Genomic DNA, 25,866 nt, shown 5'->3' with positions numbered 1-25,866 from the left:
TCCTGCTCGGTTAAGGTGACGGCGCGGCCTGATAGTGCTGATACTGACGCTGAATCGCGATCTGGTCGGCGATATATTTCGCGTCATGCCAGACGCCCCAGATAAAGGTGGAGCCACGGCGGGAGAGCCACGGCAGCCCAAGAAAATAGACGCCCGGCTCGGTGGAGACACCGCGATGGTGCTGCGGTTTCCCTTTTTCATCAAAGGCGTCGACCCTGAGCCAGCTGTAGTCCGCCACGTAGCCGGTTGCCCAGATCAGGGTGGTGATGCCCGCGCGGGCGAGATTAAGCTCGCTGAGCGGCTGGGTAATGCAGCTGGGATCGGGCAGAAAGTGCCTCGCTTCCGGCTCTTCCGGCAGATCGAGGCCGTTGCGGGCGATGTAGCTGTCTGCCGCGTCGAGCAGCGCCAGGTAGCTGGCGTCGCCGCGCGCAATGTTGTGCGCCAGATCGGGCTGGAAGGTCACGCGCTCACCATCAAAGCTCTGGGTCATGCCAACCAGATTAACGCCCTGCGCGGCCAGCGCGCGGAAATCAACGGTGTGGCCGCCGCGCGCGCCGCTGACGGCAATGGTGACGTGCTCTTTCCCCGGCTGGCTCGCTGCCGCGTCCCACATCCCCAGCACACCGAGCCACCAGCAGAAGTCGCGGTTGCGATAGGCGCGCGGCGGGCGATCGTGCGGCCCGACAGAGAGATAGACCGTTTTGCCGGCGCGCTGAAGTTCATCGGCGATCTGCACGCCGGACGAACCTGCGCCGATAACCAGTACGCCGCCCTCAGGCAGCTGCTGCGGGTTGCGGTAGGCAGCGGAGTGGATCTGCGTCAGACGATCGTTGCGTGGCGCGATCGCCGGGATCACCGGTTTCTGAAAGGGGCCGGTGGCCGCCACAATGCGCTGCGCCTCAATCACGCCGTCAGAGGTCTGCACCGTAAAGCCGGGGCGACCATGATTACGCTCAACGCGCAGCACCTCTACGCCGGTGCGGATCGGGGCGTGAAATTTCTCCGCATAGGCCGCGAAGTAATCCGCCACTTTCTCTTTAGCAACAAAGCTGTCGGGCGCGCACTCCGGAAACGCCATACCGGGAAAGCGATCGTGCCAGGCTGGACCATTTGCCACCAGCGAATCCCAGCGCCCACTGCGCCAGGCTTCCGCAATACGGTTTTTCTCCAGCACCAGATGCGGCACGTCGAGACGGCTCAGATGTTCGCTCATCGCCACGCCCGCCTGCCCGGCACCAATCACCAGGGTATCTGTTTCTGTTTTCATCTCTGTCATTTCAGCGTCCTTCAACCAGCCGCCGGCCGATATATTCACCATGGGAAGGTTTCCAAGACTATTTGAGCCAACAGAAGCGGTAAAATATTATAAAGCTAACGACTGGATAGGAATTTATTAGGCTGCGAAAGACGCCTGATAAAAACCTGATTACACTGCTGGCGCTGGAGAAAGTTCCGCGCGACGACAATAGTCCATAAATAATTGCGCCGGTCTGGTGGGCTCATTATTTTGCAGATAGGCCATAATTAACAGGGAATCGGGCATCTCATCTTCGATTTCCAGATGTACCAGCTTTTGTCCGTCATACGTTATATCGCAACAGGGACGTGTAACCAGCACCGAAAAACCTAACCCCTGCCCGACCATGCAGCGCACCATTTCAATGGAGGGCGAGCTGTAGGCGACGTCAGGATGGTAGCCCTTCTCCTTAAAGATGCGGATAAAGTAGTTTTTGCTCGGGATAGCATCGAGCAGGATCATCGGCTCACGGCTCAACTGCTGGAGCGTGACCCTTGCCTGCTGCGCCAGCGGGTGGGCTGCGGGCAGCAGCGCATAGGGCCGGTGCGGCGCGTTAAGCGGCTCTTTGCGGAGGGAGTGGTCGAGGTCGAGATCGTAAAGAAACGCCAGGTCAAAACGACCGCGATGCAGCCCATGCATCAGCTCATGCTGCTCGCCGTCATAGAGCTCGATAGTGATATCGGGATAGATTTTTTTAAACCCGGCAATCAGCTTCGGCAGGTAGAGCGGCGCGGCCGACTCAAAGCAGCCCACCGCGATGGTACCGGAAACCAGCTGGTGCTCAGCCCGCGAATTCTGCTCAAACTCATAGGTCAGGCGGAGCAGGTCACGCGCTTTCTCATAGAAGCGGCGGCCACCGGGCGTCAGCGAAACGCCCTGCGCGTGATGGCGGATAAACAGCTGCTGATCGAAGGTATCCTCGAGATTTTTAATGGCAATAGAGATAGAGGGCTGCGCGATATGGAGCTGGCGTGACGCTTCGGCAATGCTCTCGGTTTCAACGACAGTGACAAAATATTTAAGCTGCTTTAGCGTGAAACGCATGATGAAAACCTTATGAGTATGGTGGCCGTCTCGACAGGACGGCTTTTGCAGGTAGCAGGATGTTGCAAGCCCCATGCCATGCTTTCGCCCCCTGAAGGGGCAGCCAGAACCGATCGCCGCGGCGTCACGCTTTTTGTGGAGTGACTGATATGACAGGCAAGACTCACGTTTATTTTCTGGCAAACTAATCTTTATTTTTTTCGCTGCCTCATTTTGGTTCACGTCTGCGCGATTTAAGGGCAGCGCAGGCAAACACCTCGCGCCAGATTAATTTCCCACGTTAATCTGTTTTGGTTTCTGATGATTTCATCTGCATTCAGGCTGGATAGTTTTTTTAAAGTCTGAAGGCAACAATTTACTAATTGCCCTCAATTAGCCGCTGCCGCCATAGTGTTAATTAACCGAAAGCGGCGAATTCCATTTCTGAAATTCGCTTTTATTTAAGCGAGCGACATGCCTCATGACCTTTAACTGGAACTACATGTTCAGCCTGTTCAGCGACGCCGAGTTCTGGCGGGCGACCTGGACCGTCATCAAACTGAGCCTGCTTACCTGGGGCATCAGTATTGTGGTGGGCTTTGTGCTTGCGCTGGCGAAGCAGTCAAACCGTCCGCTGTTTACCCTGCCGGCGCGCGGCTATATCTGGCTGTTCCGTAGCCTGCCGCTACTGGTGCTGCTGATTTTTGTCTATAACCTGCCGCAGGCTGCCCCCGGCACGGCCGCGCTGCTGAGCGATCCCTTCTGGGCGGGCCTGATCGCGATGGTGCTGAGCGAAAGCGCCTATATCGCGGAGATCCATCGCGGCGGCCTGCTGTCGATCCCGAAAGGCCAGAGTGAAGCCGCCCGTGCCCTGGGTCTGCGCTTTGCCGGCATTCAGTGGCGCATCATTATTCCGCAGGCGGTGCGCGTCGCCCTGCCCGCGCTGGCAAATGAGTATATCGCCATCGTGAAGCTCAGCTCGCTGGTGTCGGTGATCTCGCTAACCGAAATCCTGATGGTCGGCCAGCGTCTCTACTCTCAGAACTTCCTGGTCATGGAGACCATGGCGGCCGTCGCCTGCTACTACGTGCTGATCGTCACGGTTTTCGACTTCCTGCTGAAACAGCTGGAGCGCTATCTCGACGTCACCCAGCGCCGGCCCTCAGGCAAGGTAGACGATCGGCTTTTCGCGCTGGCGCAGCGCGATGTTACGCCGCTGGCGCGCCCGATGGCGCAGAGCAGCGGACCGGCACTTCAGGCCTCGCGCCTGCACAAAGCCTATAACAATGTTGAAGTGCTGGGTGCGGTGAACCTGCAAATCCAGCCTGGCGAAGTGGTCTCCGTTATTGGGCCGTCCGGCTCTGGCAAAACCACGCTGATCCGCCTGCTCAACGGGCTGGAGCAGATCGATAACGGCGAGATCCGCATCAACGGTCAGCCCTTTATTCATCTCAGCCAGCAGGGAGAGCAGAAACCGCGCTTTATTGAGCACGCTGAACATCGCCTCAACATCGGCATGGTTTTCCAGAGCTTCAATCTCTTTCCGCACCTTAATGTCCTGGACAACCTGATGCTGGCACCGCGCTATCACCGACTGGCGTCGCGCGACGAGCTGAAGCAGCACGCCTGCGAGCTGCTGCACAAAGTCGGCATGCTGGAGCATGCGTGGAAATATCCGCATCAGCTCTCAGGCGGCCAGCAGCAGCGCGTGGCGATCGCCCGTGCCCTGATGATGCGCCCGCAGATCATGCTGTTTGATGAGCCGACCTCGGCGCTGGATCCGGAAAAGGTCAATGAGGTGTTGCAGGTGATTGAAACCCTGGCGCACGAGGGCATCACGATGGTGATCGTCACCCATGAGATGAACTTCGCCTTTAAGGTCTCTGACCGCATCGTATTTATGGAAAAAGGACGCGTGGTCTGCGATGACGCGCCTCAGGCCATGCGCAGCGGACAGCATCCGCGTGTTGAAGCCTTTTTGAAGGATGTTTCTCTGGCTTAACCCCTTTATCAGCACGAGGAAAAAATCATGATTGAGCAGTGGCAGGTAGAGCAGTATCACCAGCAGGGTTTCCTGGTAGTCGAAAACGTATTAAGCACCGACGAGATCGCCGCGCTACAGCACGATTTTGACGGCTGGGTAGAAGAGAGCCGCAGCCAGCAGGCGGCGTATGGCGATACGCTGGATGGCCGCGCGCGATTCGACCTGGAGAGCGATCATCGCGCCGATCATCCGTCGCTGCGCCGCGTCAGCTCGCCAACTGAAATCTCTGCCGCCTATCGCCACGCTGCGCTTCAGTCGCGGATGGCGCAGATTGCTGGTCAGCTGACCGGTAGCCAGGGCGCACGCTTTCACCACAGCAAAATCAACTCCAAGCTGCCGCACACGGCGACCAAAGTGGAGTGGCATCAGGACTTCCTTTTTACGCCGCACAGCAACGACGACATCGTCACCGCGCTGCTGATGGTGAGTGAAGTGACGCCGGAAAACGGCCCGCTTAACGTGGTGCCGGGTAGCCACAAAGGCCCGCTCTACTCTCACTGGCAAAACGGTCGTTTTACCGGCGCGGTGGATAAAACCGTGGTTGAGGAGCAGTGCTCGCAGCCTGCCGCCTGTTTCGGTCCGCCCGGCTCAGTCTGCTTTATGCATACGCGTCTGCTGCACGCCTCCAGCCCGAATGAAACCGAGCTGCCGCGCACGCTGTTTATCGCCGTTTATGCGGCGGAAGACGCCCTGCCCTTTGGCGAAAACCCGCTGCCAAGCCTTGATGCCGGTGCGCTGGTTGCAGGTGAAGAAAGCGGCATGGTGCGCAGTAGCGTTAATCAGTTCCGTCTGCCGCAGAAGCCAAGCGGCGCATCCTTTTTTGTTCAGCAGGCCGGAAACGATCTTGCCCGCGCGTAACCGCCACCACGGAGGCTTTATGAAATCTGTTGCCCTGACCTTTTTAGCCGCCAGCGTTGCGCTGGGTTCGTTTAGCGCGTCAGCGTTTCAGCAGCCGGGAAAAATTCTCGCTGGCTCTGACATGACCTTTTTCCCGTATGAATATATTGAGAACAACAAACCGACCGGCTTTGATATCGAATTTCTCGACGGTCTGGCAAAGGTAATGGGCCGCCAGGCGGTTAACCTCGACACCCGCTTTCCCAACCTGATCACCGGTCTTCAGGGCAACCGCTTCGATATCACCAACTCGTCGATGTACATCACGGCGGATCGGTTAAAGGTGATCGATATGATCCCCTATCTGAAAAGCGGCGAGGCGATCCTGTCGCTGAAAGGCAGCGATTACCAGCCTAAAACGCCGGAAGATTTTTGCGGTCACAAAATTGGCTCGATGGGTGCGACCTCCTGGCTCCAGCAACTGCATAAGCTCTCCACCGACTACTGCGTAAAAAATGGCAAGCCGCCGATCGCCATCAGCGAATACACCACCGATCCGCAAACCACCCAGGCGATGCTGTCGCATGCGGTCGAGGCGCAGATTACCGACGCGGCGGTCGCGCGCGGCGTGGTGCAGAAGCTGGGCAACCGCGTGCAGATCTCCTCAGAAACGCTGATCTACCCGGTGCTCAACGGCTTTGGCGTGAAGAAAGGCAACGACGAGGTGAAACAGGCGCTGGTGGCCGGGCTGGAGAAATACAGCAAAACGCCGGAGTACGCTGCACTGCTGAAGAAGTACAACTTTGTGGCACCGAGCGAAGAGGACATCAAAACCCTGATGCCGCAACCCTGATCCTGATGCGGGCGGCCGGTCTTGGCTGCCTGTCTTCCCCTTCCCATCCTTTTCAGGAGAGATATATGGCGCTCTCGTTTGAAGAACAAACCCGTATCGACCTTGCCGCCACCTTTCGCATTATTGCCCATCTGGGCATGCATGAGGCGGTGGCCAACCACTTCAGCGCCGCGATTTCGCCCGACGGCAAACAGTTCCTGATCAACCCGAAGTGGAAACATTTTTCACGCATTCGCGCCAGCGATCTGCTGCTGCTCGACGCTGACGATCCCGCCTGCGCACAGCGTGATGACGTTGACGCCACCGCCTGGTCGATCCACGGCCAGATCCACCAGCGTCTGCCGGAGGTGCGTGTGGTGCTGCATCTTCATCCTGTCTATACCACCAGCGTCGCCTGTCTGGCCGATCCGCATATCCCGCCGATTGACCAGAACAGCGCGCGCTACTTTAACCGCGTCGCGGTCGATACGCTCTACGGCGGCATGGCGGATACGGTCGAAGAAGGGGCGCGCCTGGCAAATCTGCTGGCGGGTAAAAGCCGCCTGTTGATGGGCAATCACGGCGTAATGGTGACGGGCAGCGACATCGGTGAAGCCTTTGACGATATCTGGACGCTGGAGCGCGCCTGTCAGATCCTCGTAACCGCCTGGTCCACGGGCCAGCCGCTGAAGATCCTCAGCGATGAGGTCGCGGAGAAAACGGCACGCGCCTGGGAAGGCATTGCTGACTTCTCGCGTCAGCATTTTGAGGAGATGAAAGCGTTAATGATCGCTGCCGATCCGACGCTGCTGGAGTGATCCTGACCGCTTTTCAGCAGCCGCGCGGGCTAATTCAGCGCGCGAAGGATGCTATCCAGAGGCGAGAAGATAGCGTGCATGTAGCGGTCAAAAAGAGGCGCGAAATCAAACATCATCAGTAACAGCGCCACCATACCGAGCGTGATTGAGAGAGGAAAGCCGATAACAAAGATTGAGAGCTGCGGGGTCAGACGGTTCAGCAAGCCCAGCGTCAGATTCAGCGCCAGTAGCAGCGTAATCACAGGCAGCCCTATCTTCAGCCCACAGCTAAAGATGATGCTCGCCGTCTGCACCAGCAGGCAGAACGCGCCGCTGCCAACCGGTGCGCCATCGACGGGCAGAAGCGTAAAACTGTCTGCCAGCACGTTGAGCAGGTAGAGATGGCCGTTAAGCGTCAGAAACAGCAGCGTGAAGATCATATTCAGGAAACGCGCCAGTAATGGCATCGCCTGATTCCCGGAAGGGTCGAAAAAGGAGGCAAAGGAAAGCCCCATTTGCAGGCTGATGATCTCACCCACAAAGCGCATGGCGGCAAACAATAACTGTATCGTCAGCCCAATGGTCGTACCGATCAGGATCTGTTTTGCCGTTACCCATATGCCCGCAACAGACCACAGCGTGATATCGGTTTCAGGCAAGTTTTGCCCGATCAAAAAGGCAACCAGCACGGCCAGTCCGACTTTAACCTTCTTGCTGGCCGCTTTTTCACTGAAAACGGGCGCAGCGCTGAAAAGCGCCAGCGTTCGGGTCAGAGGCCAGAAATAGTGGCTGACTAACAGATGAAAATCGGTAAAGGAAAAACGCTGCATGCTAGCGAATAACATCAGGGATGTGGCTAAACACCGAGTGCATGTAATTCATTAACGTCCCCATCATCCAGGGCCCCAAAACGATCAGTACGACAATCACCGTTAAGATTTTTGGAATAAAGGAAAGTGTGGACTCATTAATCTGGGTCGATGCCTGCAAAATGCTGATGAGTAGCCCGGTAAACATGGAAGCCAGCAGCAGCGGCCCTGCAATCATCAACGCGACCTTAATGGACTCATAGCCCAGGCCCATTACGCTCTCTGGCGTCATGTGACTCTCTCTTAACTGTAAAAACTTTGCGCCAGTGAACCGATCACTAACTGCCAGCCATCAACCAGCACAAACAGCATCAGCTTAAACGGCAGTGACATGGTCGCCGGTGGCACCATCATCATCCCGAGCGCCATGAGTACGCTGGCCACCACGAGATCGATAATTAAGAAAGGAATAAAAATAGTGAACCCGATCTGAAAACCGCTTTTTAGCTCGCTGGTCACAAACGCAGGCAGCAAGATACGCATCGGGACGTCTTCCCGGCTGTTATAGTTGGGCAGCTTTGCGATGCGGGTAAACAGAGCGAGATCGGTTTCGCGCGTCTGCGCAAACATAAAATTGCGTACCGGAATGGCCCCTTTCGTCAGCGCCTCTTCCAGGCTTATTTTATCCTGAGACAGCGGTAGCCAGGCGTCATCGTAGACCTGTGACAGCACGGGCGACATCACAAAGAACGTCAAAAACAGCGCCAGACCCAGCAGTACCTGATTGGGGGGCGAGGATGTCGTGCCCAGCGCGTTGCGCAGTAGCCCCAGCACAATGATGATGCGGGTAAAGCCTGTCATCATCAGCAGGATGGCAGGCAGGAGCGTCAGCGACGTGAGCAGAACCAGCGTTTGTACCGGCAACGACCAGTTTTCACCGTGCGGCCCATGCCCGATAACAATGTCGCCACTGGCTGCCCACGCGCCATGAAGGGTAAGCAGCCACAGCGGTAGCGCGCGGACGACTAAGCGTAAAAGGGTCTTCATTGCTCACCCTTTTCTTTGTTTTCTTTATTCCGCATGGCGCTGAGCAGGACCTGCTGGAAAAGACCCGCCGATAAAGCAGGCCCCTCCTGCTCGTCGGCACTTTTGTCTATTTCGCTGAGTAAGGTGATGGAAGTGGGGGTAATGCCCAGCAAAAACCAGCGATTGCCTGCCTCAACGATAGCGACCCGCTCGCGCTGACCCAGTGACAGGCTATGCCTGACGTGTAACTGAGGGTTGCCCCTGGCCTGTGTTCCCCATCCTGAACGCCGTGCCATCCAGGCTAGCCCGCAGATGAAAAGGAGCACCAGCGCCAGCGCACCACTTAATCTGATCAACTGGGTGCTTGCTGAAACACCCTCGCCATGCTGAAGCATCGCTACAACATGGGGTTTCACATAGGATTTCATTACCGGCTCAAACGCTGCATTCTTTCAGAAGGGGTAATAATGTCGGTAATACGTACCCCAAATTTATCAGACACGACAACAACCTCACCCTGCGCAATCAGATAACCGTTAATTAAAATATCGAGTGGCTCACCGGCCAGCCCCTCCAGCGGCACAACCGATCCCTGACTTAAGCGCAGCAGCTCTTTAATCGTCATTTTGGTACGACCCAGTTCCACCGTCATTTTTACGGGTATATCGAGCACCAGATTCAGATCGTCGGATAAGTTTAGCGTCTGCGCATTTTTGGCAGAGACAGCGTCGCCAGAAGCTTCTGCTGATATTTGCTCACTCATCGCTTCTCCCCAGAGATCGTCAACAGATTGCGCGTCAGCCTCAGACGGCGAAATAGTGGCACTCATTTATTTATTCTCCTTGTGAAAAGAAGGTAGAGAATTAGCAAAAATCTTTTCAATTCTGATCGCCAGCTGTTTATTTAACAGCCCATATTTTCCGCAAAAAACAGGATGCCCATCTGAATACACCTCAACAATTTCTGGTTTCTCAAGCGGAATAACATCGCCTTTTTTAAGCGTCATAATGCGTGAAACGTGCGTCGGTATTTCAGCCAGCTTCGCGACCAGATCCAGTTCTGCATCACGAACCTGCATCGCCATCATGTTGTGCCACTGGTTATTTTCCTGACGTGAATTCTCCAGAGGGGGATTCGTTAACAGTTCGCGCAACGGTTCGATAATGCTGAAAGGAATACAGATATTCAGCTCCCCGGTATGCGATCCAATTTCGACAGAAAAAGGCGTGGTGACCACGATGTCATTGGGCGAAGAGGTAATATTGGTAAATTTTATTTGCGTTTCTGAACGCACATATTCGGTCTGAAGTTTAAAGATAGAACTCCAGGCCTCATCGTAAGAAGCCTGCGCCATCGACATAATCCGACGAATGATACGCTGCTCCGTAGGCGTAAACTCACGCCCGTCGACCATCGTAGGAAAACGCCCATCCCCCCCAAACAGATTATCAATGGCCATAGAGACCAGCTGCGGCGAGAAGGCAAACAGCGCCGTGCCGCGCAGCGGATTCATGTGTACCAGATTCAGATTGGTCGGCACCGGCAGGTTGCGCGCAAATTCATGATAGGGCTGAATAGTAATGTTACCTGCCGTTACGTCAGGATTGCGCCGCAGCAGGTTAAACATATCCATGCGAAACTGGCGTGCAAAGCGTTCGTTAATAATTTCCAGCGAGTGCATACGCTCGCGAATCACGCGCCGCTGCGTATTAGGATCGTAAATCCTTATCTCTTCATCACCGGATTTATCCTTCACGCTTTCACTTTCTACGCTACTGCCGCCATTCAAAAGACGGTCAATTTCAGCCTGCGATAAAAAACTGTCAGACATATAGTTTACCGTAAAATAAACGCATTAAATAATACATCGGTGATAACCAGGCTCTGATGCGCGGCCAGGAGGCGATTCGTCACCTCTTTTGTATTATTCATCAAATCGATCTTACCCTGTTCAGTCGCCAGGTTTTCTCCGGTTTGCTGAGAAAATAAAAGCAAGAGACGACTACGGACTTCTGGCATAAATTTCTCAAGCTCTGCCTTCGCTTTTTCATCCTTTAGACGCAGCGTTAAGCCAATATACAACACCCGGTTATCGTCATTTCCCGTGGGCTTAAGACTTACCGTAAACGGCTCCAGCGTGACATAAACAGGAGGGGCCGGCGGGGACGCTACCTGCTCAGGTACCTTATCTTCACCGCTACTCTGCATGGTGCTTTTCATTTTATTCAGTTCATAAAAGGTGTAACCCGCCACCCCGCATAATCCAGCAATTAATGACATAATAATAACAATAATAAAGAAGCTTTTACTTTTGCTTCCAGATGCTTTTTGCTGTGTTTTAGACATTATAGTGAACGGTCCTGTTTATAATACTGTCAGGTCTGAAAAGACGCACCTCTGATGAGCGGAGCATTCTATTATATCCGCCCTCAGGGTAATTGATTTAAAAAGGAGAATTACTGCTAATACTTTGGCAATTAAGCGAGCTAATTAGGCAAATGTATTTATTCCGTTATTACAGATAAGGGTTCTGGTAACATTTTCGATCGGTTCTTCAGGCAGGCCTCGCTCATCCTGCGCTATCTGGCTGGCCACGTGCGGCCGGGCATGGGATGAAGGATCGCCTGAATGTTGCCAGCAGGATGAGCTCTCTGCGCCCACGCTGCTCTGGCCCAGTTCAATGCCCGCCTCCGCCAGTGAGGTGCGAAGATGGGGAACGGCGGCTTCAAGGGCGGCGCGCACCTGATGGCTGGCCGAGACAAAATGGAGCTGCGCCTGTTCGTTTTTCAGCTGCAGGCTGATGTGTAGCGAGCCCAGCTCTTCAGGATGTAGCCGCAGCTCCGCGTGCTGAATACCATTACGTGTAAAACAGGCCAGCTGCTGCCCCAGCGACTGCTGCCAGGCAAGGGTGCCCATTGTTTCAGTCAGGACACCGCTGTTCTGTGCCTGCGCGCTGAAGAGGTCATCACGGGTCTGTTGCGCAGCAAAAGCGGGCATATGCAGTGCCTGCATTCTGGCTTCTGGCGGCTCAACGCCAGCGCTTATCTCTTCTTTCAGCGGCGCGCTGGCGACCTCGAAAGCAGATGCCGCCCGCTTCAACGGCATCACGTCCCCGGGCTGGTCAACCTGCACCGCTTTTGCCTCGCTGGAGGTTAACGATGCGGTTTCCGCCACGCTAACGTGCGCCGGTAATGCCCCGTGACAGCCGCCTTTCTCCTCGGGGGAGGCCAGTGTTGTCTCACGGGTGTTAACCGGCGTGGCATCCAGCGCATTCAGCCCGTTATCGGTTTGCGCTGCAGAAGAAGATAAATCATCAACGACGGTCACTGGCGGCAGCGGTAGCGCCTGCGCATCGCCTGCCGTCGTTGAGGCTGATGATCGATCGCTCCCGGCACGCTCTGTCAGCGTCGGGCTTTCCTTGTCATCAGCTGCGGCCATTGCCACTGGTGTCAGGTTGAGCATCGCCAGCAGCACGCTCTCAACATCCGAATCATCGGCCTCGCGCGCCTTTTCTACCTCGGCTTTCGCTGCGGGCAACGTGGATGCGGTACGGGCGTCAGTGGCCGCCGGCGTTCTGGTGCCGGTGGGCTTCGGTCCCGCACCTTTCCTGTCATTTAGCAGGCTGGCGAAAGTGCTGTCAGCCGTAGCGGGGAGCGCTTCAGAGCAAGAGGAACGCCTTGCTGGTGGCGTCAGTGCCAGTATCGTTGCGAGTGTCATACAGAGGATCTCCTTGAAAAGAGCTGACTGGCAAATTCATCCATCATTTTTTGCTCCTGCCGGCTCTCTTTTAATTTGGCCGCATCGTCCGCACGACTTTTAAGGGTATTGAAAGCATTGAGTCGACGATGATCCTTTTTCCAGTCCCCCAGCACCTGCTCGACGGCCTGCTCGCAGGCGACGACGTGATGGTTATAGTGCTGCGTGACTTTCCTCAGGGAGTGGATAAATCCTTGGTAGTTGAGCAGGTGGGTAACCGGAATGCCGCTCTCTGCCGCCCGCGCGACCAGCTGCTGCTGGTAGTCCTGTTGATAATGTCTGAGCTGCTCAAGCTGAGCGCGTGCCTGTTCATAACGCTGGCGTACTTCGCCGAGCTGCTGCGTGGTATCGTTGAGTTTCTCTTCTGCCCTTTCGCGCAGCATCTCCAGAGGAGAGGATATCGCCATGATTACTCGCTCGCAGGATCAGGTTGGTCAGGAAACAGCGCGTCCAGCCGGGCGAACGCACCAGCATAGTCGCTGCACTCGCGGATCCCCTGCTGTAGAAAACGTTCCATCTCGGGATAGCAGGCAATCGCTTTATCCAGCAAAGGATCGCTGCCTGCGGCATAGGCTCCCACGCTGATCAAATCGCGGTTGCGCTGCCACGCGGAGAGCAACTGCTTGAAGCGCTGCACTTTTCTGTAATGCGACGGCGTGATCAACTCCGTCATCGCACGGCTGATAGAGGCTTCTATGTCAATGGCCGGGTAATGGCCGGCTTCCGCCAGCCGCCGTGACAGCACGACATGCCCATCCAGGATGGCGCGCGCCGAGTCTGCCACGGGATCCTGTTGATCGTCGCCCTCGGTCAAGACGGTATAAAACGCGGTGATCGATCCGCCGCCCTTGATCCCGTTACCGGCGCGTTCCACCAGCGCGGGAAGACGGGCAAACACCGAGGGCGGGTAGCCTTTCGTGGCGGGGGGCTCCCCGATCGCCAGTGCTATCTCACGCTGCGCCATCGCATAGCGCGTGAGCGAATCCATAATTAACAAAACATTCATGCCGCGATCGCGGTAATCTTCCGCGATGCGCGTCGCATAGAGCGCCCCCTGCATACGCAGTATCGGCGAGACATCGGCAGGGGCAGCGATAACCACCGAACGGCTCAGCCCCTCCTCACCGAGGATGTTCTCAATAAAGTCTTTTACCTCACGGCCACGTTCGCCAATCAGCCCCACCACGATAAAGTCCGCTTTGGTATAGCGCGCCATCATGCCCAGCAGTACGCTTTTCCCCACGCCCGATCCGGCGAACAGGCCCATACGCTGCCCTCGTCCAACGGTTAGCAGACCGTTGATGGCGCGCACGCCTACATCCAGCACGTTTTTAATCGGATCGCGCAGCAGCGGATTGAAAGGCGCGCTAAACAGCGAGCCAGTCTCCTGTTGCGTGAGGGCGGGTCGCCCGTCAAGCGGTCGCCCGCTGGCGTCCAGCACCCGCCCCAGCAAAGTCAGACCCAACGGCAGCTGTTTGCCGCTGAACTGGGCATCAGGCAAGGCATAAACGCGTGCGCCTGGCAAAATGCCGTCAACATTTTCCAGCGGCATCAGATAGAGGGTACGGTCGTTAAACCCGACCACTTCGCCCTCTACCGTGTCGGTTTTGCCACCGCTGGTTCGCTCAATCAGGCAAAGGGTGCCAATAGGCAGTGACAGCCCCGTCACCTCCATCACCAGGCCCGTGGCGCGCACCAGCTTGCCATAGCGGCGATAAGGCGGCAGCGACTCGATACCTTGTTCACGCACCCTGATGGCATCAACCCAGTTTTTCAGCCGCGTGCTCATGCCAAATCGTCTCTTTTGCTGATCTCAACCAGGGCCTGCCAGCCGGTTGCCAGCGTGGCATCCAGTTCGCCCTCTTCTGACGTAATGCGGCAGCCGCCAGGCAGCATGGTGTCATCAACACTGAGCGTCCAGCGGTGCGACTCCAGGACGTCGCCTAACTGCTCGCTGACCAGAGAAAAATCATCCCGACTGACCCACAGTTCAACAGGCTGAGTAAAACGCAGGTTTTCCTGCATCAGCAGGCGGATCTTCTCCAGCAGTTGGGAGGTATCAATAACGATATGTTTACCCAGCATGGCGCGCACGGCGCTCAGCGCAAACTGAACCAGTCGTGCAGGAATAACGCTGTCGAGACTGTCGAGTGCCGCCTGAAATTCATTAACCAGCCGGGTAAAACGAGCAACTAACGCCTGCTGTTCAGCGCGGCTCTCCGCTGCACCTTGCTCTTTCCCTTCCTGCTTACCCTGCTCAAAACCCGCCTGGTAGCCCTGGACGTGCCCCTCGTCTCTGCCGCGACGTTCGCCTGCGGCATAGCCCTCCTGCTCCGCCTGCTGCCGCAACTGGAGCAGCTCGGCCTGGAACTGCCTGTCTGACAGCGGATCGCGCTCTTCCACAGGCAACGGCGGGCTGACGCTCAACGGCTCGCTCTGTTCCAGCAGCCTTTCAGGCTGCCAGAGCTGCCATTCGTCACGATCATACGTAGACATCATCACCTCCGCCGATGACGATTTCGCCGCTTTCCGCCAGACGGCGGGCAATCATAAGAATATTTTTCTGTTCAGCTTCGACCTGAGACATGCGCACCGGTCCGCGTGAATTAAGGTCTTCCAGCATAATGTCCGCCTGACGCTTCGACATATTGCGGAAGAAGGCGTCGCGCAGCGGCGGCTCGGCCCCTTTCAGAGCAATAATGAGTGACTCCGGCTCGACCTCCTGCAGCAGGCGCTGAATGCTGCGATCCTCAATATCGACCAGATTTTCGAACAGGAACATTTCGTCGATGATCTTCTGTGCCAGCTCCTGATCAAATTCGCGCACGGCGCTGATTGCCGCCTCTTCCTGCTGCGATTTCATCAGGTTCAGTATCTCTGCGGCCGGACGCACCCCGCCCATTTTGCTGCGCTTCATATTTTGCCCGGTCAGCAGGTTATTGAGCACCTCTGTCAGTTCCTGAAGCGCCGCAGGCTGTACGCCGCCGAAGGTGGCGATGCGCAGCATAATGTCGTTACGCTCGCGCTCGTCAAATTTCGCCAGCACATCAGCCGCCTGATTACGCTTCAGATGCACCAGAATGGTGGCGATAATCTGCGGATGCTCTTCACGAATGACATCAAATACCGACTGCGGCTCCATGACATTCAGGGTTTCGAGACCGTTGATGCTCGAGTTGGAATCCAGCAGCTCTTCGAGCAGCGTTGATGCCCGCTCTTCTCCCAGGGCTTTAACCAGCACATTGCGCAGATAATCGTTGGTGTTGAAGTTAAGCGCTGCTAAGTCTTTAACATCGCGCTCAAACTCCTTCATGACGCTGGCCAGACTGTCATGAGTGACGCCGCTCAGATGGAACATGGCGCTACTCAGCTGGGTGACCTCATGTGACGAAAGATGTTTGAAGACTTCCGCTGCACACTCGTCGCCCAGTGTTAACATCACCAGTGCGCATTTTTCAGCTGCGTTCATTTGCTTTCTGCTCCCTCATCATCCATCTGCGGATCACGGCGGCCAGCACGTGCGGTTCCTGCTCAGCCATATTACGTAAATGCTGAGTGGCGATTTCGGTGTCCACGCGCTGCTGCACCTTCGCCGCCTCGGCGTGCTCTTTCTGACGCAACTGCGCATCCCGCTCGGCCTGGCGCGCCTCTTTCTCCATCTCCAGCCGCTGCAGAGCCATTTCGTGATGCCGGATCCAGAAAGGCTGTACCGCTTTCCGCCAGAGCATCCACGCGATGAGAGCGATAAACAGGTAGCGCCCCGCTTCCAGCAGCAGGCTGATAGTCTGTGGCTGCTGCCAGAGCGGTACGCCCGGCTCTTCTTCTGGGGCGCTGAAGGGAGAGTTGACTACGCTCACCGTGTCGCCGCGACGGGAAGAGAAGCCCACAGCTTCTTTAACCAGCGTATTGATCTGTTCCATCTGTGCCTGGCTAAGCGCGGTTGGTTTTCCCTCTTTGTCGGGCAGATAGTTGATCACCACCGCCGCAGAGAGCCGCTGGATCGCGCCGGGACTTTGACGGATATGCGTGAGCGTGCGGTCCAGCTCGTAGTTAACCGTCTCATCGTTGTGCGAGCTAAAGGGGATACGCTGCGCACTCTCCTGCGCGCCTGCTGACGTCGTCTCCTGCGTGATGGGCGCTGAGGCGGGCACAGGGGGCTGGTTGCTCAGGGCACCCGGCACTCCGCCCACTGCCGCTTTACCGCCCTGTTCGCTACCGCTGCTCTGGCGGCTGCGAATCGCTTTTTTATCCGGCGAGCTGTTAGGCTGGTACTGTTCAGCCGTCTGTTCATTAACAGAGAAGTCAATGTTCGCCGTGACCTGCGCGCGTACATTGTTGCTGCCTACAATGGGCGCCAGGATCGTCTGAATACGATTCTGATAGTCACTTTCCACTTTATGGGTGTAATTAAGCTGCGATGTCTGCGTTGCGCCTTCGCCACTTTGCGTCAGCAGATGGCCGTTTTGATCGACGATGGTGACGCGATCGGCGGACATGCCCGGTACAGCACTGGAGATGAGATGGGTGATGGCATTAATCTGGCCTTCATCAAGCGTTCTTCCTCCCGTCAGGGTGAGCGTTACCGAGGCGGAAGGCGCTTTCTGTTCTTTGACGAACAGTGACGCTTTAGGCAGCGCCAGGTGCACACGGGCATTTTTTACCGGTCCCAGCATATCAATAGTGCGCGACAGCTCCCCCTCCAGCGCACGCTGAAAGTTGATCTGTTCGCTGAACTGACTAATGCCAAACTTTTCACTGTCCAGCAGCTCAAATCCCACAGAGCCCCCTTTTGGCAATCCCTGCTGGGCAAGCTTGAGGCGCAAGTCGTAAACCTGTTCTCCCGGCACCATAATCGCGCCGTGACGCTCATCAAAGCGGTAAGGCACATTCATCTGGGTGAGCTGAGCGACAATGGCTCCACCGTCCTGGTCGCTGATATTGCTGTAAAGCACGCGGTACTCTGGCGCTTTAGCCCAGAAAATAAGCGCGATAATAATCGACAGCGCCGCTGCGGCAGAGATAATAAAGATAACTCTAGGACTGGAACGAAGCTGTTCCAGCATGGCTTTCAGGTCAGGTGTAATTTTTTTGTTATTACCGTTAATTTCGGCATTCATGCCATGTTCCTGTAATAAATAAAATGTCACAATGTAAACACAAAATTAATTATTAATAGGGCATACATTGGTAAGCACTCATGCCATGAGAGCATACAAGCGAATCAAATCAGGCCGCGTATTATGTACAAATTAACGGTGACTTTAACCGTTAATAAGCTAAAACTTCTGACAGCTATTCATATTATATTTATTACGGCTATCTGTTATTATACTGAGGTTCAACTGGTATTAACAAAACGTCAGATAACGTGAAGAAGAGCATAACCTATGTCTGTTAATTCAATGCGCGGTATCATTGATCAGATTCAGTTTCAGGCCCGTCAGATTGCGGGAGTGAATAACAGCAGCACGTCTCTCGCTGCGGATAACCGCATCCCCTTTTCTGACTTTTTATCAGAAAGTGTTCACGCGCTAAATCAGATGCAGAATCACGCCATGAATCAGGCAAACGCCTATATGAGCGGTGCATCAGGCATCGAACTCAATGATGTTATGGTTTCACTCCAGAAATCGACGCTGGCCCTCAATCTGGGCGTTCAGGTACGTAACAAAATGGTTAGCGCCTATCAGGATATTATGAACATGCCTTTGTAAAACACAGTGAAATGTTAATGAATAACAGGTTTCTTTGCCTGAAAAGACGCTCACTGCCATTGGATCACCAGCAAAATTGTCATTACCTCTTTTTTAAGGGCATTTAACAGTCTGCCATTTACGCTTGCCTGCCGGATAAACAATAAGGCACTCCACCCGCGCTGGTTCCCTGGATGAGACAAAAAACATAGCAGGTCAGCTTAACTATTTTAATGGTCTGGCATGATGGTTCTAACAAATAAAACAAGATGAAAATTAGCAGCCCACACATGCAGAATAAAATGACCCAGCCAGAGTTAAACAAAATCATTGAAATGATACATCGACGGGCGGGCATTGTTATTGCCAGCCATCGAAAGGATATGGTTTATAATCGACTTGCACCTCGGTTACGCGAACTCACCCTGGATACATTCAGCCAGTATATTCAGATGCTGGAAGGCTCATCCGATAATCGCGAATGGCAAATTTTCATCAACGCGCTGACAACAAACTTAACCTCTTTTTTTCGTGAAACCTACCATTTCCCGATTCTGGCCGAACATGCTCGCCAGAGAGGGGCAGGATACAGCGTCTGGTGTACCGCCGCCTCAACGGGAGAAGAACCCTACTCTATCGCCATGACGCTTGATGAAGTGCTGGGCCAGACGATGATCGGGCCGCGCATACTGGCAACGGATATTGATACTCAGGTGCTGGAGAAAGCGCGTCAGGGAACCTATCGCCTGTCAGATATCAATAACCTGACGCAGGCGCAGAAAAAAAGTTATTTCCTGCGCCGCAATGACAACGATCGGCCTGACCTGGTCAAGGTAAGACCTGTTCTGCAAAACGCCGTGCAGTTTCAGCCGCTTAACCTGATTGCCGCAGAGTGGGACATTCCCGCGCCCTTTGACGCCATCTTTTGCCGCAACGTGATGATTTACTTTGATAAATCCACCCAGTCACGCCTGCTCAATCGCTTTGCGAAATTACTGAAGCCCGGGGGACTGTTGTTTGTTGGTCATTCAGAACAGTTCAACAATATGGACAGCCCCTTCCGTCTGAAAGGTCGGTCTGTCTATCGTCTGGCGAAGGACAGGGTATGAGCAAGATACGCGTACTCTGCGTTGATGACTCGGCGCTGATTCGCCGCATCATGACCGATATTGTTAATCAGCAACCCGATATGGAAATGGTGGCCACCGCGCTCGATCCCCTGATCGCGCGCGACCTGATTAAAAAGTACAACCCCGATGTGCTAACGCTGGATGTCGAGATGCCGCGCATGGATGGCCTCGATTTTCTTGAACGACTGATGCGGCTGCGCCCTATGCCGGTCATTATGATCTCCTCTCTGACCAGCACAAGTTCCGACATTACCCTTAGCGCACTGGAGCTGGGTGCGGTGGACTTTGTCACCAAGCCCCACATGGAACTGCATGAAGGCATGCTGAAATACAGTGAACTTATCGCTGAAAAGATTCGCACGGCCGCCAGAGCGCAGGTGCATCGCTACACGCGTCGGCCACCGCTTCTGAACCTTACCAGTGCGCCGCTGATTGGCAGTGAAAAAATCATTGCCATTGGCGCGTCTACCGGTGGAACAGAGGCGCTGCGCCATCTCCTCACGCCAATGCCTGCATTCTGCCCCGGTATTGTGATTGCACAACATATGCCTGCGGGCTTTACGCGCTCCTTTGCAGAACGACTCGACAAAATCTGTCAGATCACGGTGAAAGAAGGTGAAGATGGCGAACGCGTCTTGCCCGGCCACGCCTATATTGCACCGGGTGGCCGCCATATGGAGCTTTACCGCAGCGGCGCCAACTACCACGTGCGGCTGAATGACTCGCCTCCTGTAAATCGTCATCGCCCCTCCATCGACATGCTGTTTCATTCGGTTGCCAGCGCGGCGGGTCGTAATGCCGTTGGGGCGATCCTCACCGGCATGGGGCATGACGGCGCGCAGGGACTGCTCGCCCTGCATCAGACCGGTGCCAGAACCCTGGCACAAAGTGAGCGCTCCTGCGTGGTGTACGGTATGCCACGCGAGGCTATTGCCCTCAATGCCGTCAGTGACATTGTCGATCTCGATCAGATGGCCACAGCCCTCTTGAACAATATTGTCGGACAGGCACGGAGAATTTAGCGCTGCGGCAGCGCCCGTACGCTGTCAGGGCCTGCTCTCATTCATCAACGCGCATAATCCGCGCACTTTTTAATCAGGATATTTACTTTATGGCTGATAAAAATTTACGTTTTTTAGTCGTTGACGATTTTGCCACCATGCGCCGCATCGTGCGTAACCTACTGAAGGATCTCGGTTTCAATAATGTAGAAGAGGCTGAGGATGGCCAGGATGCGCTGAATAAAATGCAGCAGAGCGCCTTTGATTTTGTCATCAGCGACTGGAATATGCCAAACGTTGACGGGCTGCAACTGCTCACGGCGATTCGCAATAACCCGGCCTGGAGCACGATGCCGGTACTGATGGTGACCGCCGAGGCGAAAAAAGAAAACATTATTGCAGCGGCTCAGGCGGGGGCAAGCGGCTACGTAGTAAAACCGTTCACCGCGGCAACGCTGGAAGAGAAGCTCAATAAAATTTTTGAAAAAATCGGATGGTAATGACGTGGAAACAACGCCCATCAATCCCGCTGCAGATAATTTTAAAAGCATTTTTTCACGCATCGGGCATCTGACGCGCCAGTTGCGTAACGGCATGACCAGTCTGGGACTGGAGCGCGCCATTATCGACGCGGCGGAGGCGATCCCCGACACCCGGGATCGTCTGAGCTATATCGTCAGCAAAACATCTCAGGCGGCCGATCGGGCATTGACCTGCGTCGAGGTGGCGCGCCCCTTGCAGGACCAAATGAACGAGCAGGCCACACATCTTTCCGAACGCTGGAATGCCTGGTTTGAGGCGCCGGTGGAACTGCCTGTTGCGAAGGAATTAGTCAGCGACACCCGTCATTTCTTACAGGAGGTGCCAGCACTCACCAGCCAGACCAATGCGGAACTGACTGAAATTATGATGGCGCAAGATTTTCAGGATCTCACGGGTCAGGTCATCCAGCGCATGATGCACCTGATTGAAACGATTGAGAAAGAACTTGTGCAGGTATTGATTGAAAACATGTCAGGTCTGGCCGATGCCGACAGTCAGGAGCAGGTGATCCTGAAAAACGGCCCGCAGATTTCGCCAAACCAGACGGGGGTGGTTGCCACCCAGGACCAGGTGGACGATCTGTTAGCCGATCTCGGCTTTTGATCGCAACAGATGATGACAGGTGGCGTCAGGACAAGATATGTCTGAAGAGAGCGACGTAGAAAAAACCGAGGAACCCACCCCCCAGCGACGACAAAAAGCACGGGAAGAGGGCAATATTCCACGCTCAAAAGAGCTGACCTCCTGGCTTATGCTGCTGGCGGGCTGGTCCCTGCTCTCGCTGACCGGCAGGCATACCGCTGAACAGTTAGTCCAGCTACTGCATGATGGCCTGATATTTGACCGCTTGCTGGTGACCGAGCCGGTCACCATGTTGCGCCGTGCCGGTACGCTGTTATCGCTGATGTTGAGTGCGCTACTGCCTGTGATGCTTGGGCTGTTTTGCGTTGGCATTGCCGCCAGCACCCTGACTGGCGGCCTTTATTTCAGCACAAAATCGCTGAAGCTGGATATCACGCGCCTGTCGCCCCTGAAAGGCGTTAAGCGCATCTTCTCAATGCAGGTTTTCTCTGAACTGGTGAAAAGCGTCATGAAAGCGCTGCTGGTGGGTAGCGCCTGCGGCGCCTATTTCATCCTGAATAAGCAGCATTTTATTTTGCTGGTGAATGAGTCGCTCTCCGCAGGATTACGGGACGCCAGCACGCTGATTTCCCACTGCCTGATCGTGGTGATCGTCGCACTGACGCCGATGGTCGGCTATGACGTCTTCTATCAGTTGATGAGCCATGTCAAAAAGTTACGCATGAGCCGTCAGGAGATCCGCGACGAGTTTAAGCAGAGCGAAGGCGATCCGCACGTGAAAGGACGGATCAAGCAGATGCGTCGTGCGCTGGCGCAGAGGCGCATGATGGACGATGTGCCAAAAGCGGACGTCATTATCAACAACCCCACCCACTATTCCGTCGCCATCCGCTGGCAAGAGGGAAAAATGACCGCGCCGGTGGTGCTGGCGAAGGGCGCAGGCGATATCGCGCTGCGTATTCGTGAAAAAGGCACGGCCTGTCAGATCCCGATGCTGGAGGCCGCTCCCCTGGCGCGTGCGCTCTACCGCCACTGCGAGATTGGCGAACAGATACCGGCCGAGCTTTACAGCGTCGTCGCTGAAGTGCTGGCCTGGGTCTATAACCTGCGCCGCTGGCATCAGGCGGGCGGCAGCAAGCCGAAAAAACCTGAAAACCTCACCGTGCCAGCGGCACTCGATTTCGCCCATGAGGGGCAAGAGTAATGGCTAATCTGACCTCTAAATTACGTTTACCCGACCTGAAGAAGACGCAGTGGCAAATTCTGGCAGGCCCTGTCCTGATCATGATGATTCTGGCCATGATGGTACTGCCATTACCGGCCTTTGCCCTGGATGCGCTGTTTACCTTTAACATCGTGCTGTCGCTGATGATCTTACTGGTCGCGATGTTTACCCAGAACACGCTCGATTTTTCCTCGTTTCCCATCGTGCTGCTTTTTTCCACCCTGCTTCGCCTGGCGCTGAATATCGCGTCGACGCGCATCATTCTGATGGAGGGCCATACGGGTGCCAGCGCAGCGGGACGCGTCGTAGAAGCCTTTGGGCATTTTCTTGTTGGCGGCAACTTTGCCATCGGCATTGTTGTCTTCGCGATTCTGATCATTATTAACTTTATGGTGATCACCAAGGGGGCAGGACGTATCGCCGAAGTCGGTGCACGCTTTGTTCTTGACGGCATGCCCGGCAAGCAGATGGCTATCGATGCCGATCTCAACGCCGGGTTAATCGGTGAAGAGGAAGCCAAACGCCGCCGCAGCGACGTTACCCAGGAGTCAGACTTCTACGGCTCAATGGACGGTGCCAGTAAGTTTGTGCGCGGTGACGCCATCGCAGGCCTGTTGATCATGGCAATCAACATTGTAGGGGGGCTGATTATCGGTATCGTGCAGCATGACCTGTCGTTTGCCGATGCGGCTCAGACCTACACGCTGCTCACCATTGGCGATGGCCTGGTTGCACAAATACCGGCGCTGATTATCTCCACGGCGGCCGGCGTCATTGTTACGCGCGTCTCTACCGAGAGCGATGTAGGTGAACAGATGGTGAGCCAGCTGTTCAATAACCCACGCGTGATGCTGCTTGCCGCTGGCGTGATCGGCCTGCTGGGCATTATCCCTGGCATGCCTAATCTGATCTTTCTTCTGTTTACCGCCGCCCTGCTTGGCCTTGCCTGGTGGCTACGCGGTCAGCAGATGCATGAATCTCCGGGCAAGAAAGTGTCATCGACGCAGGAAAGCCGCGCGATTCATGACGCCGCGCAGATTGCAGAGGCGTCATGGTCAGACGTAGAACTGGAGGATGTGCTCGGGCTGGAGGTGGGCTATCGCCTGATCCCGATGGTGGACAACGCGCAGGATGGCCAGCTGCTGACGCGTATTCGCGGTATTCGTAAAAAATTCGCACAAAAAATGGGCTTTCTGCCGCCCGCTATTCATATCTGCGACAATCTTGATCTCTCCCCCACCGCCTACCGCATTATGTTGAAAGGGGTGGAGATTGGCAGCGGCGAGGTCAACCCTGAGCGCTGGATGGCTATCGACCCCGGCTGCGCGGAGGGAGAACTGGAGGGCCTTCCCGGTCTGGATCCCGCTTTTCAACTCCCCGCGGTCTGGATTGATGAGGTGCTGCGCGAGCGCGCACAAACCATGGGATACACGGTGGTGGATCCCGCCTCGGTGATTGCGACGCACCTCAACCACCTGCTTGAAATGCATACCGACGAGCTGTTCAGCCGCCAGGAAACGCAGCAGCTGCTGGAGCGCGTCACCAAAGAGATGCCAAAGCTGGTAGAAGATTTCATTCCCGGCACGATCTCGCTTTCGCTGTTTCATAAAGTGCTGCAAAACCTGCTGGCAGAACATATCGCTATTCGCGACATCCGGACCATCATCGATACGCTGGCAGAGCATGCAGGCCACCAGAATGATGCTGATGAACTCACGGCGCAGGTACGCATCAGGCTGGGACGTGCCATTACCCATCAGTGGTTCGGCAACCATGTCGATATTGAGGTTATCGGACTTGATCCACAGCTGGAAAGCCTGCTGATTCAGGCGATGCAGAACAGCAGCGCGCTGGAGCCGGGGATTGCAGAGCGGATTGTGGAACAAACTGGCAAAGCCATCCGTGAGCAGAGTGCACGGGGCATGCCGCCGGTACTGCTGGTGAATCAACCCCTGCGTCTGATGCTGTCGCGCTTTCTGCGACGGGTTTATCCGCAGCTGGTGGTGCTCTCCAACTATGAGATCAGCCCCGATCGTACCGTTCATATGACCTGCACCCTTGGAGGAGCACAGTGAGATTTCTGCCGTTAGTCTTTCTTTTCATGACGCTGACAGCCCAGGCAGTCAGCGGCAGCTGGAGCGCCAGCAGCGTGGGCGGCAGCGTCAGCGTGGGTAACCAGATTTTAGTCAGCCGTCCACTGACTGCCCCTGCCGATCTGCCCGCATCAGCCGTGGTCAATCGCTTTGTCTGGCATATCGATTTGCTCAGTCCGCCCCCGCTGGGGCTGCAGATCAAGCTCTGCACCTCCAGTATTTGCTTTCCTCTGCCGGGCCTTTCCGGCGAGCAGCGTGTACCGATCGCGCTGTCAGCCCGCGAGACGTTTCGTTTTGTTTATGCTGTTGAAAGTCGCGGCCCTCTTTCACCACCGCTACAGGTGGTGAATAACCGGCTTACCCTGAACTATTATTCGATGTAAGCCGTGACGGACCGCGTTCAGAGGGCGTCAGGAAACAGGCGGCGAGGCATCTGTGCCGCGTAGTCCTTACAGCATTTTTTGCTCTGCTGAAGGCGGTCCATCGCCTCGCTAAGTGTGGTAAGGCGCGCCTGTAACCGCTGGGCGATCTCTGCATCGCTGGCGTGGAGTTGCTGTAACAGCTCAAGCTGCGTCTGTCTGGTGGTTGGGCACTCGGCCTGCTGCGCAGCGGCAATCAGCGGCTCCAGCGCGCAGATATAGGCCTGTGACAGCGTGGAAAAGCGCTCCCACTCTTCCTGCCTGGCGGACTCCAGCATCTGATGGTTAAGCTGCAGCAGCGCGGCGGGTGAGGTCATCGCTGCCGTCGTCATAGCGGACCGGCCTGTCTGTGCGGCGCAATCTGATCCCAGACGTCCGCTATATCCGCCAACAGCTTATCCGCCTCCTCCAGCTTGCTGAGATCGCTGTGCAGGTTGGCCTGCATCAGCAGCCGGGAAATGTAGTCGTAGAGACGCTCCAGATCGGCCGCGATATGCTGCCCCTTTTCATGATCCAGCGCGGCACGCAGACCGTTATCGACAATATTGATCGCCTTAGAGATCATTTCACCGCGCTTCGGTACGTTGCCGTCTTCAAGGTAAATTTTGGCACGCTGCAGCGCACTGCGTGCGCCGTCATACAGCATGGCGATCAGCTGATGCGGCGTGGCACCCGCCAGTTTACTTTCCAGAGAGATCCGGGCATAAGCCTGCGGACCCTGTTGGTAATGCATAATCATCTCCTGAAAACAGGCAGGGC

29 protein-coding genes are annotated in these 25,866 nt (G+C 55.5%); 12 read left to right on the top strand and 17 right to left on the bottom strand.

Annotated elements, in window-relative coordinates:
- Positions 1-10: 10 nt before the first annotated feature.
- Both HP564_RS11315 and HP564_RS11310 read right to left on the bottom strand, forming a co-directional pair.
- Complete coding sequence (locus HP564_RS11315) at positions 11-1,276, bottom strand: flavin-containing monooxygenase (RefSeq protein ID WP_371243041.1); 1,266 nt, start codon at positions 1,274-1,276, stop codon at positions 11-13.
- Positions 1,277-1,426: 150 nt separating this feature from the next.
- Positions 1,427-2,344, bottom strand: a complete 918-nt coding sequence (locus tag HP564_RS11310; RefSeq protein ID WP_371243352.1) for a LysR substrate-binding domain-containing protein — start codon at positions 2,342-2,344, stop codon at positions 1,427-1,429.
- Between the two features lie 457 nt (positions 2,345-2,801).
- Here HP564_RS11310 and HP564_RS11305 point away from each other — a divergent pair, with 457 nt between their 5' ends.
- The 4 genes from HP564_RS11305 to HP564_RS11290 all read left to right on the top strand — a co-directional run bounded on the left by HP564_RS11305 (position 2,802) and on the right by HP564_RS11290 (position 6,851).
- Entirely contained in the window at positions 2,802-4,322 is a 1,521-nt protein-coding gene (locus tag HP564_RS11305) for an amino acid ABC transporter permease/ATP-binding protein (RefSeq protein ID WP_371243038.1), read from the top strand.
- Positions 4,323-4,349: 27 nt separating this feature from the next.
- Complete coding sequence (locus HP564_RS11300; RefSeq protein ID WP_371243036.1) at positions 4,350-5,222, top strand: phytanoyl-CoA dioxygenase family protein; 873 nt, start codon at positions 4,350-4,352, stop codon at positions 5,220-5,222.
- A 19-nt stretch (positions 5,223-5,241) separates the two neighbouring features.
- Complete coding sequence (locus HP564_RS11295) at positions 5,242-6,054, top strand: ABC transporter substrate-binding protein (protein ID WP_371243034.1); 813 nt, start codon at positions 5,242-5,244, stop codon at positions 6,052-6,054.
- Between the two features lie 65 nt (positions 6,055-6,119).
- Positions 6,120-6,851 (top strand): class II aldolase and adducin N-terminal domain-containing protein, encoded by a 732-nt coding sequence (locus tag HP564_RS11290; RefSeq protein WP_371243031.1) that lies wholly within the window; start codon positions 6,120-6,122, stop codon positions 6,849-6,851.
- A 29-nt stretch (positions 6,852-6,880) separates the two neighbouring features.
- Here the strand turns inward: HP564_RS11290 and fliR are convergent, their stop codons facing one another.
- The 13 genes from fliR to fliF form a co-directional block, all read right to left on the bottom strand.
- Positions 6,881-7,660 (bottom strand): flagellar biosynthetic protein FliR, encoded by a 780-nt coding sequence (gene fliR, locus HP564_RS11285; RefSeq protein ID WP_371243029.1) that lies wholly within the window; start codon positions 7,658-7,660, stop codon positions 6,881-6,883.
- 1 nt (position 7,661) lies between these two features.
- Positions 7,662-7,931 (bottom strand): flagellar biosynthesis protein FliQ, encoded by a 270-nt coding sequence (gene fliQ, locus HP564_RS11280; RefSeq protein WP_371243026.1) that lies wholly within the window; start codon positions 7,929-7,931, stop codon positions 7,662-7,664.
- Positions 7,932-7,942: 11 nt separating this feature from the next.
- A complete protein-coding gene (gene fliP / locus HP564_RS11275; RefSeq protein WP_371243024.1) occupies positions 7,943-8,686 on the bottom strand; it encodes a flagellar type III secretion system pore protein FliP in 744 nt (247 codons plus the stop codon).
- Positions 8,683-9,093: a flagellar biosynthetic protein FliO gene (gene fliO / locus HP564_RS11270; RefSeq protein ID WP_371243022.1), complete on the bottom strand. Its 411-nt coding sequence runs from the start codon at positions 9,091-9,093 to the stop codon at positions 8,683-8,685. The genes fliP and fliO overlap by 4 nt, the downstream gene beginning before the upstream one ends.
- Positions 9,093-9,494 (bottom strand): flagellar motor switch protein FliN, encoded by a 402-nt coding sequence (gene fliN / locus HP564_RS11265; protein ID WP_371243020.1) that lies wholly within the window; start codon positions 9,492-9,494, stop codon positions 9,093-9,095. Before fliN ends, fliO begins: the two co-directional genes overlap by 1 nt.
- Positions 9,495-10,496, bottom strand: coding sequence for a flagellar motor switch protein FliM (gene fliM, locus HP564_RS11260; protein WP_371243018.1), 1,002 nt, complete (start codon positions 10,494-10,496; stop codon positions 9,495-9,497). It lies immediately after the preceding gene.
- A 5-nt stretch (positions 10,497-10,501) separates the two neighbouring features.
- On the bottom strand, positions 10,502-11,011 hold the full coding sequence (fliL, locus tag HP564_RS11255; RefSeq protein WP_371243016.1) for a flagellar basal body-associated protein FliL: 510 nt from the start codon (positions 11,009-11,011) through the stop codon (positions 10,502-10,504).
- A gap of 144 nt (positions 11,012-11,155) precedes the next feature.
- Positions 11,156-12,382: a flagellar hook-length control protein FliK gene (locus HP564_RS11250; RefSeq protein ID WP_371243014.1), complete on the bottom strand. Its 1,227-nt coding sequence runs from the start codon at positions 12,380-12,382 to the stop codon at positions 11,156-11,158.
- The gene (fliJ, locus tag HP564_RS11245; RefSeq protein WP_371243012.1) at positions 12,379-12,828 is read right to left on the bottom strand and encodes a flagellar export protein FliJ; all 450 of its coding nucleotides are present in this window, start codon (positions 12,826-12,828) and stop codon (positions 12,379-12,381) included. Before fliJ ends, HP564_RS11250 begins: the two co-directional genes overlap by 4 nt.
- 2 nt (positions 12,829-12,830) lie before the next feature.
- Positions 12,831-14,210, bottom strand: a complete 1,380-nt coding sequence (gene fliI, locus HP564_RS11240; RefSeq protein WP_371243010.1) for a flagellar protein export ATPase FliI — start codon at positions 14,208-14,210, stop codon at positions 12,831-12,833.
- A complete protein-coding gene (locus tag HP564_RS11235) occupies positions 14,207-14,917 on the bottom strand; it encodes a flagellar assembly protein FliH (protein ID WP_371243009.1) in 711 nt (236 codons plus the stop codon). Before HP564_RS11235 ends, fliI begins: the two co-directional genes overlap by 4 nt.
- Entirely contained in the window at positions 14,904-15,890 is a 987-nt protein-coding gene (gene fliG, locus HP564_RS11230; protein ID WP_371243007.1) for a flagellar motor switch protein FliG, read from the bottom strand. The genes HP564_RS11235 and fliG overlap by 14 nt, the downstream gene beginning before the upstream one ends.
- Entirely contained in the window at positions 15,877-17,538 is a 1,662-nt protein-coding gene (gene fliF / locus HP564_RS11225) for a flagellar basal-body MS-ring/collar protein FliF (protein WP_371243005.1), read from the bottom strand. The genes fliG and fliF overlap by 14 nt, the downstream gene beginning before the upstream one ends.
- A gap of 270 nt (positions 17,539-17,808) precedes the next feature.
- Here fliF and fliE point away from each other — a divergent pair, with 270 nt between their 5' ends.
- The 8 genes from fliE to HP564_RS11185 all read left to right on the top strand — a co-directional run bounded on the left by fliE (position 17,809) and on the right by HP564_RS11185 (position 25,071).
- Positions 17,809-18,135 (top strand): flagellar hook-basal body complex protein FliE, encoded by a 327-nt coding sequence (gene fliE / locus HP564_RS11220; protein WP_371243004.1) that lies wholly within the window; start codon positions 17,809-17,811, stop codon positions 18,133-18,135.
- A 269-nt stretch (positions 18,136-18,404) separates the two neighbouring features.
- Positions 18,405-19,223, top strand: coding sequence for a CheR family methyltransferase (locus HP564_RS11215; RefSeq protein ID WP_371243002.1), 819 nt, complete (start codon positions 18,405-18,407; stop codon positions 19,221-19,223).
- Entirely contained in the window at positions 19,220-20,266 is a 1,047-nt protein-coding gene (locus HP564_RS11210) for a chemotaxis response regulator protein-glutamate methylesterase (RefSeq protein WP_371243000.1), read from the top strand. Before HP564_RS11215 ends, HP564_RS11210 begins: the two co-directional genes overlap by 4 nt.
- An 89-nt stretch (positions 20,267-20,355) precedes the next feature.
- A complete protein-coding gene (gene cheY, locus HP564_RS11205; RefSeq protein WP_371242998.1) occupies positions 20,356-20,745 on the top strand; it encodes a chemotaxis response regulator CheY in 390 nt (129 codons plus the stop codon).
- 4 nt (positions 20,746-20,749) lie between these two features.
- The gene (gene cheZ / locus HP564_RS11200; protein ID WP_371242997.1) at positions 20,750-21,391 is read left to right on the top strand and encodes a protein phosphatase CheZ; all 642 of its coding nucleotides are present in this window, start codon (positions 20,750-20,752) and stop codon (positions 21,389-21,391) included.
- A gap of 37 nt (positions 21,392-21,428) precedes the next feature.
- The gene (flhB, locus tag HP564_RS11195) at positions 21,429-22,574 is read left to right on the top strand and encodes a flagellar biosynthesis protein FlhB (protein ID WP_371242995.1); all 1,146 of its coding nucleotides are present in this window, start codon (positions 21,429-21,431) and stop codon (positions 22,572-22,574) included.
- On the top strand, positions 22,574-24,670 hold the full coding sequence (flhA, locus tag HP564_RS11190; protein ID WP_371242993.1) for a flagellar biosynthesis protein FlhA: 2,097 nt from the start codon (positions 22,574-22,576) through the stop codon (positions 24,668-24,670). Before flhB ends, flhA begins: the two co-directional genes overlap by 1 nt.
- Entirely contained in the window at positions 24,667-25,071 is a 405-nt protein-coding gene (locus HP564_RS11185; protein ID WP_371242991.1) for a flagellar protein FlhE, read from the top strand. Before flhA ends, HP564_RS11185 begins: the two co-directional genes overlap by 4 nt.
- A gap of 17 nt (positions 25,072-25,088) precedes the next feature.
- Here the strand turns inward: HP564_RS11185 and HP564_RS11180 are convergent, their stop codons facing one another.
- Together HP564_RS11180 and fliS are read right to left on the bottom strand one after the other, a co-directional pair.
- Positions 25,089-25,439: a flagellar protein FliT gene (locus HP564_RS11180; protein WP_371242989.1), complete on the bottom strand. Its 351-nt coding sequence runs from the start codon at positions 25,437-25,439 to the stop codon at positions 25,089-25,091.
- The gene (fliS, locus tag HP564_RS11175; RefSeq protein WP_371242987.1) at positions 25,436-25,840 is read right to left on the bottom strand and encodes a flagellar export chaperone FliS; all 405 of its coding nucleotides are present in this window, start codon (positions 25,838-25,840) and stop codon (positions 25,436-25,438) included. Before fliS ends, HP564_RS11180 begins: the two co-directional genes overlap by 4 nt.
- Positions 25,841-25,866: the final 26 nt, after the last annotated feature.

Source organism: Pantoea sp. KPR_PJ (assembly GCF_041386365.1).
Taxonomy (GTDB): Bacteria; Pseudomonadota; Gammaproteobacteria; order Enterobacterales; family Enterobacteriaceae; genus Pantoea.
Note: the sequence above shows the minus strand (reverse complement) of the source record. Positions and strands in the feature narration are given on the sequence as shown.